This is a genomic window from Enterobacter sp. BWH52 (assembly GCF_001037565.1).
GTDB classification, from domain to species: domain Bacteria; phylum Pseudomonadota; class Gammaproteobacteria; order Enterobacterales; family Enterobacteriaceae; genus Enterobacter; species Enterobacter hormaechei_C.
Genome location: NZ_KQ089854.1, coordinates 1,102,065 through 1,116,319 on the forward strand (window position 1 = coordinate 1,102,065; position 14,255 = coordinate 1,116,319).

The following is a 14,255-nucleotide window of genomic DNA, read 5'->3' on the forward strand; positions in this document are numbered from 1 at the left end:
TCGCACTCAGCGGCGAACCGGCGCCCCGTTCGCCACATAATACGCCGCCGTGCTCTTCGCCAGCGGCTCGCGCCCGCGAATGGCGTCGGCAATCTTTTCGCCAATCATGATGGTGGTGGCGTTCAGGTTGCCGGTGATAATCTGCGGCATAATCGACGCATCCACTACGCGTAACCCTTCCAGCCCGTGAACGCGGCCTTCGCCGTCGACCACCGCCATTTCGTCGTAGCCCATCTTGCAGGTACCGCACGGGTGGAAGGCGGTTTCGGCGTGGTTGCGCACGAACTCGTCCAGCTGTTCGTCGGTCTGGCATTCGACGCCCGGGCTGATTTCACGACCGCGATACTTGTCCAGCGCAGGCTGGTGCATGATCTCGCGGGTGATGCGGATCGCGTCGCGGAACTCCTGCCAGTCCTGCTCGTGGGACATGTAGTTGAACAGGATCGCCGGATGCTGGTGCGGATAGCGCGACTTGATGCGCACGTGGCCGCGGCTCGGGGAGCGCATGGAGCCAACGTGGCACTGAAAACCATGCTCTTTCACCGCGTTCGAGCCGTTGTAGTTAATCGCCACCGGCAGGAAGTGATACTGAATGTTCGGCCACTCGAACTCCTCGCGGCTGCGGATAAACCCGCCTGCTTCGAAGTGGTTGCTCGCGCCCACGCCCGTGCCGCCAAACAGCCACTCCGCGCCAATCTTCGGCTGGTTCCACCATTGCAGGGCAGGGTAGAGGGAGACCGGCTCCTTACATTCATACTGAAGATACATCTCCAGGTGATCCTGCAAGTTTTCACCCACTCCGGGTAAATCATGTACCAGCGGGATATCAAACTGCTTCAGCAGTTCAGCGTTGCCCACGCCGGAGCGCTGGAGGATCTGCGGAGACGCGATGGCGCCCGCGCACAACAGTACCTCTTTCTTCGCTGTCGCTTTTGACGGAATGGTGCTTTCGCCTTCCAGCCACTCGACGCCCACCGCGCGCTTGCCGTCAAAGATAATGTGATCGGTCATGGCGTGGGTGCGGATGGTCAGATTCGGGCGCGGTTTGGCCTGATCCAGATAGCCGCGCGCGGTGCTGGCGCGTCGGCCCTGCGGCGTGACCGTGCGATCCATCGGGCCAAAGCCTTCCTGCTGATAGCCGTTGAGATCGTCGGTGCGCGGGTAGCCCGCCTGCACGCCTGCCTCCACCATCGCTTCAAATAGCGGGTTCACACCCGGCTTAGAGGTGGTGACGCTCACCGGACCGTCGCCGCCGTGGTAGTCGTTCGGCCCCACGTCGCGGGTCTCTGCCTTGCGGTAGTAGGGCAGGCAGTTGAGATAGCTCCAGTGCTCCAGACCCGGTTCTTTCGCCCAGTTGTCCAGATCCATTGCATTGCCGCGCACGTAGCACATGCCGTTGATCAGCGACGAGCCGCCCAGCCCTTTACCCCGTCCGCACTCCATGCGGCGGTTGTTCATGAAAGGCTCTGGCTCGGTTTCATACGCCCAGTTGTAGCGCTTGCCCTGCAACGGGAAGGCCAGCGCGGCAGGCATCTGGGTGCGGAAGTCAAAGCGGTAGTCCGGCCCGCCCGCTTCAAGCAGCAGGACGGTGGTGTTTGGATCTTCAGTCAGTCGTGTTGCCAGTACGTTGCCGGCAGAGCCGGCCCCGATAATGATGTAGTCAAATTGCAAATAAACCTCCCGGTTAAAATATGGACTGGAATTTACCCATCTCAACCTGGATGGACTTCACCTGGGTGTAACTCTGAAGCGTCATGACGCCGTTCTCACGGCCAATGCCGGAGTGTTTGTAGCCGCCCACCGGCATCTCCGCGGCGGATTCGCCCCAGGTGTTGATCCAGCAGATGCCCGCTTCGAGCTGATGAATAGCGCCGTGGGCGCGGTTCAGATTGGCGGTGACGATGCCTGCCGCCAGCCCGTAGTCGGTGTCGTTGGCGCGGCGAATCGCTTCCTCAATGGACTCATAGGTGAGGATGGACATCACCGGGCCGAAGATCTCTTCGCGCACGATGGTCATCTCGTCGGTGCAGTCGGTGAACACGGTTGGGGCCACCCACGCGCCGTTGTCGAAGCCTTCGCCCTTCAGCACGTCGCCGCCGCACAGCACGCGCGCGCCTTCCTCTTTGCCTTTGGCGATGTAGCGCATCACGCTGTCCCGGTGCGGGAAGCTGACCATCGGACCAAAGTTGGTAGCTTCATCGAACAGATCGCCCGCGCGGATGCGGCCCACGCGCTCAACGATTTTTTGCTCAAACGCGGCTTTGAACTTCGCGGGCACGAACACGCGGGTGCCATTGGTGCACACCTGGCCGGAGCTGAAGAAGTTGGCCATCATGGCGATATCTGCCGCGAGATCCAGATCCGCATCGTCAAACACTATCAGCGGGGATTTACCGCCCAGCTCCATCGTCACCTCTTTCAGGGACGAGGCCGCCGAGTTGGCCATCACCTTTTTGCCGCTGGCGACGCCGCCGGTAAAGGAGACTTTCGCGATGCCAGGATGCTCGGTCAGGTACTGGCCGGTCTCCGCGCCTACGCCCGGCAGGACGTTAAACACGCCGTCCGGCAGGCCCGCTTCGGTGTAGATTTCAGCAAGCTTCAGGGCGGTAAGCGGTGTCACTTCGCTCGGCTTGAAGATCATTGCGTTGCCCGCCGCCAGCGCCGGCGCGGATTTCCACAGGGCGATCTGGATCGGGTAGTTCCACGCGCCGATGCCCGCCACCACGCCCAGCGGCTCGCGGCGGGTGTAGACGAACGAGGTGTCGCGCAGCGGGATCTGGCTGCCCTCCAGCGCCGGGATCAGCCCCGCGTAGTACTCCAGCACGTCCGCGCCGGTGACGATGTCGACGGTCGAGGTTTCGGAATACGCTTTACCGGTGTCGAGGGTTTCCAGCGTTGCCAGCTCGTCGTTACGCTCGCGCAGGATATCGACGGCGCGACGCAGGATGCGCGAGCGCTCCATGGCGGTCATCGCCGCCCAGATTTTTTGCCCGCGCTTTGCGCTTTCGACGGCGCGGTCCACGTCTTCGCGCCCGGCGGCCTGCACGGTCGCCAGAACTTCACCGTTCGCCGGGTTGATGGTCTCGAAGGTGCGACCGCTGGTGGCGGATGTATAACCACCATTGATATAAAGCTGCTGTTCTGCCATTCGGGACATAAATTCTCCTCGGTTAGTCGGTCGGTAAATGCTGGCTGATAAAGTGGCTGGTAAGCGACTGGGCCAGGGTTTTATCCAGCGGTTTGCCGCTGAGCGCAGCGCGCAGCCACAGCCCGTCAATCAGTGCGGCGAGCCCGTAGCCCGCCTCTTCAGCCTGTTCACGCGGCAGCTCGCGGCGGAACTCGTACACCAGGTTTGAGAGCAACCGACGGCTGCTGACCTGCTGCAAACGGTAGAGCATCGGCTGATGCATGCTGCTGGCCCAGAAGGCCAGCCAGGCCTTCATCGCCGCGCCGCTAACCTGAGTTTCATCAAAATTGCCGCCGACAATCGCCTGCAAGCGCTGCTCTGCACTGCCGTCCGGCAGGGCGCGTAAACGGCTTAATACCGCGTCGCGCAGCTGACCGGTGATGTCGCGCATGGTCGCTTCCAGCAGACCGTTTTTATCTTTGAAATAGTGGCTGATGATCCCCGTGGATACGCCCGCCCGACGGGCGATCTGCGCGATGGTTGCGTCATGCATTCCCACTTCATTAATTGCTTCCAGCGTGGCATCGATTAGCTGCCTGCGCCGGATCGGCTGCATCCCCACTTTGGGCATTTTTGCCACTCCATTCATCAGCGTTGGTAATCTATTAAAGCGGTTTTTGATTGGACGTTCAATATAAAATGTGTCTTAATTGTTGCGATTTTGGATTTCAATAGTTACAAAAACAGTGGGGATACTGGATGACAGACCTTTCACAAGACAGAGAAAAAGACAAAATCAACCCGGTCGTTTTTTATACGTCCGCCGGGCTGATTTTGTTGTTTTCCCTGACGACCATCTTCTTTCGTGATTTTTCTGCCGAGTGGATTGGGCGCACTCTGGACTGGGTGTCAAAGACCTTCGGCTGGTACTATCTGCTGGCGGCGACGCTTTACATCGTGTTCGTGGTCTGCATTGCCTGCTCGCGCTTTGGGTCGGTGAAGCTCGGGCCAGAGCAGTCCAAGCCCGAGTTCAGCCTGCTGAGCTGGGCCGCAATGCTGTTTGCCGCAGGCATCGGCATCGACCTGATGTTCTTCTCCGTGGCGGAACCGGTCACGCAATATATGCAGCCGCCGGAAGGGGCAGGGCAGACGATGGAGGCCGCGCGCCAGGCGATGGTCTGGACGCTGTTCCACTACGGCCTGACGGGCTGGTCGATGTATGCTCTGATGGGCATGGCGCTCGGATACTTTAGCTATCGTTATAATTTGCCCCTTACCATCCGCTCCGCGCTGTACCCGATTTTCGGCAAAAAGATCAACGGTCCGATTGGCCACAGCGTCGACATTGCGGCGGTGATCGGCACCATCTTCGGCATCGCCACCACGCTCGGAATTGGCGTGGTGCAGCTCAACTACGGGCTGAGCGTGCTGTTTGACATCCCGGATTCGATGGCGGCGAAGGCGGCGCTGATTGCGCTGTCGGTGATTATCGCCACCATCTCGGTGACCTCCGGCGTGGATAAAGGGATTCGCGTGCTCTCCGAACTGAACGTCGCGCTGGCGCTGGGGCTGATCCTGTTCGTGCTGTTTATGGGCAACACCTCGTTCCTGCTCAATGCCTTAGTACTGAACGTGGGTGATTACGTGAACCGCTTTATGGGCATGACGCTGAACAGCTTCGCCTTTGACCGTCCGACAGAGTGGATGAACAACTGGACGCTGTTCTTCTGGGCGTGGTGGGTGGCGTGGTCGCCGTTTGTCGGCCTATTCCTGGCGCGTATTTCGCGTGGGCGGACCATCCGTCAGTTCGTGATGGGCACGCTGATTATCCCGTTCACCTTTACCCTGCTGTGGCTGTCGATTTTCGGCAACAGCGCGCTGCACGAGATCATCCACGGCAATGCGACTTTTGCCCAGGAAGCGATGGCGCACCCGGAGCGCGGCTTCTACAGCCTGCTGGCGCAGTACCCGGCGTTCACCTTTAGCGCGTCCGTAGCGACCATCACCGGCCTGCTGTTCTATGTCACCTCGGCGGACTCTGGCGCGCTGGTGCTGGGGAACTTCACCTCGAAGCTCAAGGACATTAACAGCGACGCGCCGAACTGGCTGCGCATCTTCTGGTCCGTCGCCATCGGCCTGCTGACGCTCGGCATGCTGATGACCAACGGTATCTCGGCGTTGCAGAACACGACGGTGATCATGGGCCTGCCGTTCAGCTTCGTGATCTTCTTCGTGATGGCCGGGCTGTATAAATCGCTTAAGGTGGAAGACTACCGCCGCGTCAGCGCCAGCCGCGACACCGCCCCGCGTCCGCTGGGCGCGCAGGACAGGCTGAGCTGGAAAAAACGCCTCTCGCGCCTGATGAATTACCCCGGTACGCGCTACACCAAACAGATGATGGAGACGGTCTGTTTCCCGGCGATGGAAGAGGTGGCACAGGAGCTGAAGCTGCGTGGCGCCTACGTGGAGCTGAAAAACCTGCCCCCGGAAGAGGGCGAAAATCTGGGGCACCTGGATCTGCTGGTGCACATGGGCGACGAGCAGAACTTTGTCTATCAGATCTGGCCGCAGCAGTATTCGGTACCCGGCTTTACCTACCGGGCGCGCAGCGGGAAGTCGACCTACTACCGGCTGGAGACGTTCCTGCTGGAAGGCAGCCAGGGGAATGATTTGATGGATTACAGCAAGGAGCAGGTGATCACGGACATTCTGGACCAGTATGAACGGCACCTGAACTTTATCCATCTGCACAGGGAAGCGCCGGGGAATAGCGTGATGTTCCCGGATGCCTAAAGTTTGATCTGAATAAAGTGCGTGAAAGTTAAGGGGCCAGATTGTTATGAATCTGGCCCTGTACTTTTCGAATAGTGCTTATTATATCTTTTACTAGAGGTGTACTATGTACGCCTTTATGTTGTTCCGAGGTATAAAATGAGCATCTTTGATGAACTTAAAACTTCGCTTGAAGAGGCGGTTGAGATCCACAGCGGAAGGAAAGCAGCTTCCAGAATAACCCGCTATGAAGTTGCAGATGTTCGCGCAATCAGAGAACAGCTCAATATTACCCAATGCGAAATGGCGAAGGCGCTTGGCACGAGCGTTGACACTATAAAAAGCTGGGAGTCCAAACGTCGCAACCCAACCGGGCTGGCGGCGAAGGTACTTAATGTGATTCGGGAGAATCCTGCATTTTATAAGGCACTTGCCGGGCAGTGAGTCGCCCTTATGCCGGGTGGCGCTGCGCTTACCCGGCCAACAAAACTCCAAAACTGCTTTACCGTAGGCCTGATAAGCGAAGCGCCATCAGGCTCTCCCTCCGTTGACACAACTTTAATGATAATTATTTTCATTTAAATATAGCCTGTGCTATACCTTATAGCACAGGCTAATTTTGCTTTGATTTTAATCACCTCAGGAGACTTCTGCGATGCATCCACGGCAAGGATTGAAGCGTCTGTTGCTCGGCGCGCTGCTCATGACCGCGACCACCACGGGCGCGCTGGCGGCTGAAAAGTTCCAGGTCATCACCACTTTTACCGTTATCGCTGATATGGCGAAAAACGTGGCGGGGGATGCCGCAGAGGTCACCTCCATCACCAAACCGGGCGCGGAAATTCACGAATACCAGCCCACCCCGGGCGATATCAAACGCGCGCAGAAGGCGCAGCTGATCCTGGCGAACGGCATGAACCTGGAGCTGTGGTTCCAGCGCTTTTATCAGCATCTGAACGGTGTGCCGGAGGTGGTGGTCACCAAAGGCATCACCCCGATGGGCATCAGCGAAGGGCCCTATAACGGCAAGCCCAATCCGCACGCGTGGATGTCGCCGGACAACGCCCTGATTTACGTCGATAACATCCGCGACGCGCTGGTGAAGTACGATCCGGCCAACGCACAGATCTATCAGCGCAACGCTGATGCTTACAAGCAGAAGATCACCGCCACTCTCGAACCGCTGCGCAAGCAGGTCGCGGAGATACCGGAAGACAAACGCTGGATGGTGACCAGCGAAGGGGCTTTTTCCTATCTGGCGCGGGATTTGGGCCTGAAGGAGCTTTACCTGTGGCCGATCAACGCCGATCAGCAGGGCACGCCCCAGCAGGTGCGCAAGGTTATCGATCTGGTGAAAAAACATCACATTCCGGCGGTGTTCAGCGAAAGCACGGTCTCCGATAAGCCCGCCCGTCAGGTGGCGCGTGAAACCGGCGCCCACTATGGCGGCGTGCTGTACGTCGACTCTCTGAGCGCGGAAAACGGCCCGGTGCCAACCTATATCGATCTGCTGAACGTCACCACCCGCACGCTGGTGCAGGGCATCCGCGACGGGATGAAGGAGTAATCATGCAGAAAGGTATTGTTGTAACCGACGTGACCGTGACCTACCGCAACGGCCACACGGCGCTGCGCGACGCGTCGTTCAGCGTGCCGGGCGGATCGATTGCTGCCCTGGTGGGGGTGAACGGTTCCGGCAAGTCCACGCTGTTTAAGGCGGTGATGGGGTTTGTGCGGGCGGCGAGCGGCACTATCTCCATTCTGGGGCTGCCGCCTCACCGGGCGCTGCGTCAGAACCTGGTCGCCTACGTGCCGCAGTCGGAAGAGGTCGACTGGTCGTTTCCGGTGCTCGTCGAGGACGTGGTGATGATGGGCCGCTACGGGCATATGGGGTTTCTGCGTCGCCCCAAAGAATGCGATAAGCAGATCGTCACCGACGCCCTGAAGCGCGTGGACATGCTTGAGCTGCGTCATCGGCAGATTGGCGAACTGTCCGGCGGCCAAAAGAAGCGCGTGTTTCTGGCCCGTGCGATTGCCCAGCAGGGCGAGGTGATCCTGCTCGACGAGCCGTTTACCGGCGTGGACGTCAAAACCGAAGCCAGGATCATCAGCCTGCTGCGGGAGCTGCGTGACGAGGGTAAAACGATGCTGGTCTCGACCCACAATCTGGGCTCGGTCACGGAATTCTGCGATTACACGGTGATGGTCAAAGGCACCGTGCTGGCGAGCGGCCCGACGGATATCACCTTTACCGCCGAGAATCTTGAGCGCGCCTTCAGCGGCGTGCTGCGCCACGTGGTGCTCAGCGGCTCGGAAGATCGCATCATAACCGACGACGAGCGCCCCTTCGTCACGCACCGACAGGAGGCCAAATGAACGCGCTTCTCGAACCCTTCGGCTACGAGTACATGCTCAACGCGATGTGGGTCTCGGCGATGGTGGGCGGGCTGTGCGCGTTTCTCTCCTGCTATTTGATGCTTAAAGGCTGGTCGCTGATCGGCGATGCGCTGTCGCACTCCATCGTGCCGGGCGTAGCGGGCGCTTACATGCTCGGGCTGCCGTTCTCGCTGGGGGCGTTTTTATCGGGCGGGCTGGCGGCGGGCAGCATGCTGTTTCTCAACCAGCGCAGCCGCCTGAAGGAGGACGCCATTATCGGGCTGATCTTCTCCTCCTTTTTCGGGCTGGGGCTGTTTATGGTCTCGCTCAACCCGACCTCGGTGAACATTCAGACCATCGTCCTCGGCAATATTCTGGCTATCGCCCCGGAAGATATCGTCCAGCTGGCGATTATCGGCGTGGTGTCGATAGTTATCCTGCTGTTCAAATGGAAAGATCTGATGGTGACCTTTTTTGATGAGAACCACGCCCGCGCCATCGGCCTGCGTCCTGAACGCCTGAAAATTCTCTTCTTCACGCTGCTGGCGGTCTCTACCGTGGCGGCGCTGCAAACCGTCGGCGCGTTTCTGGTGATCTGTCTGGTAGTCACGCCCGGCGCGACCGCGTGGCTGCTGACCGACCGCTTCCCGCGCCTGCTGATGATTGCCGTCGCCATTGGCAGCATCACCAGCTTCCTCGGCGCGTGGGCCAGCTATTACCTGGACGGCGCCACCGGCGGCATTATCGTGGTCGCCCAGACGCTGCTGTTTCTGCTGGCGTTCGTCTTTGCGCCGAAGCACGGACTGCTTGCCAGCCGTCGTCGGGCGCGGGAGGCACACCCATGATGACGCTGCTCCTCGAACCCTTCCAGTTTGCGTTTATGAACAACGCGCTGCTGATTTCACTCCTGGTGGCCGTGCCCTGCGCGCTGCTGTCGGTTTTTCTGGTGCTGAAAGGCTGGGCGTTGATGGGCGACGCCATGAGCCACGCGGTGTTTCCCGGCGTCGTGCTGGCCTGGATGATGGGCCTGCCGCTGGCGCTGGGCGCGTTCGTGGCCGGTCTGTTCTGCGCGGTCGCCACCGGATACCTGAAGGATAACAGCCGCATCAAACAGGATACGGTCATGGGGATCGTCTTTTCCGGCATGTTCGGCGCCGGGCTGATCCTCTATATCGCTGTCAAACCTGAGGTGCATCTCGACCACATTCTGTTCGGCGATATGCTGGGTATTAACGGGATGGACATTCTGCAAAGCGGTCTCGTCGCGGGGATGATTGCGCTGGTGATTGGCCTGAAGTGGCGCGATTTTCTGCTGTTCTGCTTTGACTATCAGCAGGCGCAGGCGAGTGGCCTGCGCACCCGCTGGCTGCACTACGGCTTACTGTGCATGGTTTCGCTGACCATCGTCGCGACGCTGAAAGCGGTGGGGATCATTCTGTCGATTTCCCTGCTAATTGCGCCCGGCGCCGTGGCGGTGTTGATTACCCGACGCTTTCACATGGCGCTGCTGGTGGCGGTCGCCGTTTCAGCGCTGGTGTCGGTAAGCGGCGTTTATGCCTCGTTTTATCTCGACAGCGCGCCTGCGCCGACCATTGTGGTCCTGTTCGCGATGGTGTTTATCGTGACGTTTGTGGTGACCAGCGTGAAGGCTCGTCGCCAGGAGCGTGTGACAGCAGGGTGATGACCTGTTCGCCGTGCTGCTGCCAGTGCAGGCGGAAGGCGGTGCCTTCTTGAAAGTCTGCCAGTTGACAGGTCAATGCCAGCGTAAGCGTCTTATCGTCGAGCATGGTAACGCGGGCGCAGTCAAAACCCATCCAGGCCTGTACCTGCGGAAAGAGGGCCTTAAACAGGCTCTCTTTGGCGCTGAAGACCAGCGTCAGGGCGAGGGCGAACGGGTATCCCAGGCGGGAAAGCACAGGTTCTTCCTGTGTATCAATGATGCCGTCTTTGATTTCCCTGGCTTCGTTTTCGGAGAGGATCGTTTCACAATCGATGCCGATAAGCACCGGGTATTGCGTGACGACGGCTATCGCCTGCGTGCCGCTGTGGGTGATGCTGCCGGAAATATCTTGCGGCCAGAGCGGTTCCCCGCTGGGGCCGATGGCGGGCATGGTGTAGTCAGGTAAGGCGTGCGCGGCGGCGATGCGGCCTGCGAGGTGGTCGGCCTTGCGTTTGCGTCCGGCGTTAGCCAACTGGGCGTGGTGGGGGAGCCAGAGGAGATCGGCGTCCGTAAAGGTGGTGGGGTCGAAGGTGATGCGGTGGAGGGTGTGGCCAGCGAGAGAAAATGTGCTGTGGGTGGTGTGCATGGTTTTCCCTTCAGTATTGTGCGGCCTGATGCCCTCACCCCGGCCCTCTCCCACAGGGAGAGGGGGAAGTCACTGCCTGTATCAGAACCTCGTATTTACGCTCATGTACCAGGTGCGACCCGGTTCATTATACGTATACGCACCCGCGCCGTACATATACGCACCCGTCGTGGTATTACCCGTGGTCTGGGCGTTACCCGCGCGCCACTGGCGCTTGTCGAAGACGTTGTCCACGCCGCCGGTCAGGCTGACGTTTTTGGTCACGTCCCAGGTCGCGCTCAGGCCAACGATGCTGTACGGGCTGACTTCGTCTTTCTCAGACCCGGTCACCGGCTGACCTTTGTAGTTGTACTTCTTCGGCTGCTGCTTGCCGTACCAGGTGAAGGTCGACTGCAATGAGACATCCTGACGTACCTGCCAGCTCAGGGTAGAGTTCAGCGTATACTCCGGGATGATCGACAGACGATCGCCGGTCTCCTTGTTCTTACTTTGCAGCATGTAGGTGATGTTGTTGGTCCAGTTGATGGTGTCGCTGACCGGCACGTTCAGGGAGCCTTCCAGACCTTCCACCACCGCCTTCGGCACGTTTTCCCACTGGTAGATGTCGGTGGTGACTTTGCCGGTGGACGTCTGGCCAATCGGCGCGTAGCCCGCTTCAATCTTGTTGCGATAGTCGTTGCGGAACCAGGTCACGCCCGCCAGCCAGCCGTCGCGTTTCCACTCCAGGCCAATCTCTTTGTTGATACTGGTTTCCGCTTTCAGATCGTCGTTACCCATCATGTAGCAGCCCACGCCGTCGGAACTGGCGTAGCAGCCCTGGCCTTTACTGTACAGCAGGTAGTTCGGGTTGGTCTGATACAGGCTTGGCGCTTTATAGGCGCGCGCGATGCCCATCTTCAGGGTGAAGTCATCCCCCAGACCTTGCGACAGGTTCAGGGACGGGCTCCAGTTATTACCCACAATAGTATGGTGGTCGAAGCGCAGGGCAGGGGTCAGCATGGTGCTGTCGGTCAGCTCCATGTTGTTTTCGGCAAACAGGGAGAAGATCTCCGCTGACGTGTACGGGCTACGATCTTCGCTCATGCCCGGGATGGTGCCCCCCTGCTGGGTTTGTGTAAATGAGGTTGAGTCCTTCATGCGCTGCTGGTTCCACTCGGTGCCGAGCGTCAGGTTCTGGTTCACAATGAAATCAATCGGCAGGTTGATTTCGCTGTGCAGCATCACGTCGGCCAGATCGGTATCGGTGAATTTATTGCTGTTGAACAGGCCTTCCAGACCGCCCGCCAGCCCTTCACCCAGACGAGAGTTGCGGGTGTGCTCGTACTGCGCCCAGTTGCTGGTGGTGATGCCGTTATCCCAGCCGCCGTTCCAGGTCACGGCGAAGTTCTGACGATAGATACGGTTAGTCTCTTTACCGTAGTTCTTCTTCACCAGCGCGTTGTCGTTGTTGGTGTTCTGCGTGTCGCCCGCATACAGGTTGTTCTGGCGGCTATAGCCCGCCTCAAACTCCAGCGACTGCATCGGCGCGAAGTCCCAGCGCACCACGCCGTTGATGTCTTTATTTTCCACACCTTCACGGCCTGCGGGCAGGGTGTTGGCGTAATCTTTCGTGCGGTCAGACTGGTGACCCTGGTTGATATCCCACGCGTCGGCCTGGGTTTTATCCAGGTTACCGTACATGCGGAAGCTGAAATCCCCGCCCAGCGGGCCGCTCAGGCTGAAGTTGGTGCGTTTGGTGGAACCTTCGTCTTTATGCTCTGGCGCGTTCAGGTAGGTGTTCCAGGAGCCGTGCCACTGGTCGTCAAATTTTTTGGTGATGATGTTCACCACGCCGCCCGCCGCACCATTACCGTAGCGGGCAGCAGCCGGGCCACGGATCACTTCGATGCGCTCGATCATCTCCGGCGGGACCCAGCCGGTATCGCCGCGGGTATCACGCTCGCCGCGCCAGCCCAGACGGATGGAGTTGCGGCTGGTGACCGGCTTGCCGTCGATCAGGATCAGGGTGTTTTCCGGGCCCATGCCGCGAATGTCAATCTGACGGTTGTTCCCGCGCTGGCCGCTGGTGGAGTTGCCGGTCAGGTTAACGCCCGGCATGGTGCGGATGATTTCCGCCACGTCGCGCGCGGGCGGGTTTTTGCGGATCTCATCGGCGGTGATGGTCGACACGCCCGGCGCCTGCAAATTCTGCTCGGCGGCGGTGATCACCATGGTGTCTTCGTGCTGCGCGGAGGCGGTATTGTCGTCTGCCATGGCGGGCAGCGCGACACCATAAATCCCTAAATTGACCAGCAAGGCCAGAGAGTGAATCTTCTTATTCATTGTACGTCCCGCTTTTATGGTTATTTAATGAGCGCGCTTCCCACAGCGCGGGCATTACGCTATTGCAAATGCAAATAGTTATCAATAATATTATCAATAAAATTTGCTCTGAAACAAAAAAGACTGTTAAACATGGGGTTATAAGGGTGACGGTGTTAACAACCGGAAGTGAAGCGTGGTGGCAGACGAAAAACGGGCCGGAACGGGAACGTCATCAGGAAAACTATCGCGTGACATTCTGGTGGCGGGACCCGGCGGGAACGCAGAAAACCTCGACGGTGAAACGCGTCTGGCTCTACGTCACCGGCGTGACCGATCATCATCAAAATGCCCGTCCGCAATCCCTTGAACGTATCCCGGATACCGACGTCTGGCAGTGGCAGGGCGAGTTCAGTCCCGAATGGCGCGGCAGCTACTGTTTTATCCCCTCCGATAACGAAAACGATTTTGCCGATGCAGTGTTTGAAGGCGAGCAGCCGGACCGCATGGCGCTGCGCGAAGGCTGGCGTAAACTGTTGCCGCACGCGGTGTCCGACCCGCTGAATCCGCAAAGCTGGCGCGGCGGGCGCGGGCACGCCGTCTCGGCGCTGGAGATGCCGGAGGCGCCCGTACAGCCCGGCTGGAACCATCCCGATACCCCTTACAATAAGCCTGTCTGTATTGATTGGCACAGCGCGCGTCTGAAGAACCGTCGTCGCGTGTGGATTTTTACCACCGGGGATGAAAGCCCCGAGCGCCCGCTGGCGGTGCTCCTTGACGGGCAGTTCTGGGCCGAAAGCATGCCCGTCTGGCCTGCTCTGGCGTCGCTCACCCATGAAGGCAAACTGCCGCCTGCGGTTTATGTCTTAATTGACGTCATTGACACCGCACACCGCAGCCGCGAGCTGCCGTGCAACCCTGATTTCTGGCTGGCAGTGCAGGAAGAACTTCTCCCGCAAGTGAAAAGCATGGCCCCGTTCAGCGACCGCGCCGACCATACCGTGGTGGCGGGTCAGAGCTTCGGCGGACTCTCTTCCCTCTATGCGGGCCTCAACTGGCCGCAGCGTTTTGGCTGCATCCTCAGCCAGTCCGGATCCTACTGGTGGCCGCACCGCGGCGCGCAGCAGGACGGGCTGCTCATCGAACAACTCAAAGCGGGTGAAAAAACCGCTCGCGGGCTGCGCATTGTCCTTGAGGCCGGGCGCAACGAGCCGCTTATTTTGCGCGCCAACCAGGCGATCTTCGCCGAACTACACACTCAGCAACCGGTTTTCTGGCGTCAGGTTGACGGCGGACACGATGCGCTTTGCTGGCGCGGTGGGCTGACGCAGGGGCTGATGACCCTCTGGCAGCCGCTTATTCAATAACGGAGT

The 14,255-nt window shown here is 59.4% G+C and carries 12 protein-coding genes; 7 read left to right on the forward strand and 5 right to left on the reverse strand.

Annotation, left to right across the window (positions count from 1 at the left end; translation table 11 throughout):
* Positions 1-6 precede the first annotated feature (6 nt).
* From betA to betI, 3 genes are read right to left on the reverse strand one after another with little or no spacing between them, the layout of a single operon-like run.
* The gene (gene betA, locus SK47_RS05150; RefSeq protein WP_047654092.1) at positions 7-1,671 is read right to left on the reverse strand and encodes a choline dehydrogenase; all 1,665 of its coding nucleotides are present in this window, start codon (positions 1,669-1,671) and stop codon (positions 7-9) included.
* Positions 1,672-1,684: 13 nt separating this feature from the next.
* Positions 1,685-3,157 (reverse strand): betaine-aldehyde dehydrogenase, encoded by a 1,473-nt coding sequence (gene betB, locus SK47_RS05155; RefSeq protein ID WP_047654091.1) that lies wholly within the window; start codon positions 3,155-3,157, stop codon positions 1,685-1,687.
* A gap of 13 nt (positions 3,158-3,170) precedes the next feature.
* Positions 3,171-3,758: a transcriptional regulator BetI gene (gene betI / locus SK47_RS05160; protein WP_003858827.1), complete on the reverse strand. Its 588-nt coding sequence runs from the start codon at positions 3,756-3,758 to the stop codon at positions 3,171-3,173.
* 128 nt (positions 3,759-3,886) lie between these two features.
* On the opposite strand from betI, the gene betT reads away from it, so the two are divergent.
* The 6 genes from betT to SK47_RS05190 all read left to right on the forward strand — a co-directional run bounded on the left by betT (position 3,887) and on the right by SK47_RS05190 (position 9,956).
* Positions 3,887-5,920: a choline BCCT transporter BetT gene (betT, locus tag SK47_RS05165; RefSeq protein ID WP_047654090.1), complete on the forward strand. Its 2,034-nt coding sequence runs from the start codon at positions 3,887-3,889 to the stop codon at positions 5,918-5,920.
* Positions 5,921-6,058: 138 nt separating this feature from the next.
* Positions 6,059-6,343 (forward strand): NadS family protein, encoded by a 285-nt coding sequence (nadS, locus tag SK47_RS05170; protein ID WP_032652913.1) that lies wholly within the window; start codon positions 6,059-6,061, stop codon positions 6,341-6,343.
* A gap of 211 nt (positions 6,344-6,554) precedes the next feature.
* Positions 6,555-7,466 (forward strand): iron/manganese ABC transporter substrate-binding protein SitA, encoded by a 912-nt coding sequence (sitA, locus tag SK47_RS05175; RefSeq protein WP_022650558.1) that lies wholly within the window; start codon positions 6,555-6,557, stop codon positions 7,464-7,466.
* A 2-nt stretch (positions 7,467-7,468) separates the two neighbouring features.
* Positions 7,469-8,275 carry an iron/manganese ABC transporter ATP-binding protein SitB gene (gene sitB / locus SK47_RS05180; protein WP_032657506.1) on the forward strand — a complete coding sequence of 269 codons (807 nt, stop codon included), beginning with the start codon at positions 7,469-7,471 and terminating at the stop codon, positions 8,273-8,275.
* Positions 8,272-9,120 (forward strand): iron/manganese ABC transporter permease subunit SitC, encoded by an 849-nt coding sequence (gene sitC / locus SK47_RS05185; protein WP_022647369.1) that lies wholly within the window; start codon positions 8,272-8,274, stop codon positions 9,118-9,120. Before sitB ends, sitC begins: the two co-directional genes overlap by 4 nt.
* Positions 9,117-9,956: a metal ABC transporter permease gene (locus tag SK47_RS05190; protein WP_047654089.1), complete on the forward strand. Its 840-nt coding sequence runs from the start codon at positions 9,117-9,119 to the stop codon at positions 9,954-9,956. Before sitC ends, SK47_RS05190 begins: the two co-directional genes overlap by 4 nt.
* Here the strand turns inward: SK47_RS05190 and entD are convergent.
* Together entD and SK47_RS05200 are read right to left on the reverse strand one after the other, a co-directional pair.
* Positions 9,892-10,581, reverse strand: a complete 690-nt coding sequence (gene entD / locus SK47_RS05195; RefSeq protein ID WP_045350569.1) for an enterobactin synthase subunit EntD — start codon at positions 10,579-10,581, stop codon at positions 9,892-9,894. The two genes, SK47_RS05190 and entD, sit on opposite strands and share 65 nt — an antisense overlap.
* Positions 10,582-10,662: 81 nt before the next feature.
* Positions 10,663-12,903 carry a TonB-dependent siderophore receptor gene (locus SK47_RS05200; protein ID WP_048243594.1) on the reverse strand — a complete coding sequence of 747 codons (2,241 nt, stop codon included), beginning with the start codon at positions 12,901-12,903 and terminating at the stop codon, positions 10,663-10,665.
* Between the two features lie 146 nt (positions 12,904-13,049).
* Between SK47_RS05200 and fes the strand changes: the two genes are divergently transcribed.
* The gene (gene fes / locus SK47_RS05205; protein WP_048243596.1) at positions 13,050-14,249 is read left to right on the forward strand and encodes an enterochelin esterase; all 1,200 of its coding nucleotides are present in this window, start codon (positions 13,050-13,052) and stop codon (positions 14,247-14,249) included.
* The last annotated feature ends 6 nt before the right edge of the window (positions 14,250-14,255 follow it).

Excerpts from the sequence above, each read along its gene's own strand:
- sitC (WP_022647369.1), top strand. The coding sequence starts at position 8,272 with ATGAACGCGCTTCTCGAACCCTTCGGCTACGAGTACATGCTCAACGCG.
- entD (WP_045350569.1), bottom strand. The coding sequence starts at position 10,581 with ATGCACACCACCCACAGCACATTTTCTCTCGCTGGCCACACCCTCCAC.
- sitB (WP_032657506.1), top strand. The coding sequence starts at position 7,469 with ATGCAGAAAGGTATTGTTGTAACCGACGTGACCGTGACCTACCGCAAC.
- nadS (WP_032652913.1), top strand. The coding sequence starts at position 6,059 with ATGAGCATCTTTGATGAACTTAAAACTTCGCTTGAAGAGGCGGTTGAG.
- SK47_RS05190 (WP_047654089.1), top strand. The coding sequence starts at position 9,117 with ATGATGACGCTGCTCCTCGAACCCTTCCAGTTTGCGTTTATGAACAAC.
- betT (WP_047654090.1), top strand. The coding sequence starts at position 3,887 with ATGACAGACCTTTCACAAGACAGAGAAAAAGACAAAATCAACCCGGTC.
- betB (WP_047654091.1), bottom strand. The coding sequence starts at position 3,157 with ATGTCCCGAATGGCAGAACAGCAGCTTTATATCAATGGTGGTTATACA.
- sitA (WP_022650558.1), top strand. The coding sequence starts at position 6,555 with ATGCATCCACGGCAAGGATTGAAGCGTCTGTTGCTCGGCGCGCTGCTC.
- betI (WP_003858827.1), bottom strand. The coding sequence starts at position 3,758 with ATGCCCAAAGTGGGGATGCAGCCGATCCGGCGCAGGCAGCTAATCGAT.
- SK47_RS05200 (WP_048243594.1), bottom strand. The coding sequence starts at position 12,903 with ATGAATAAGAAGATTCACTCTCTGGCCTTGCTGGTCAATTTAGGGATT.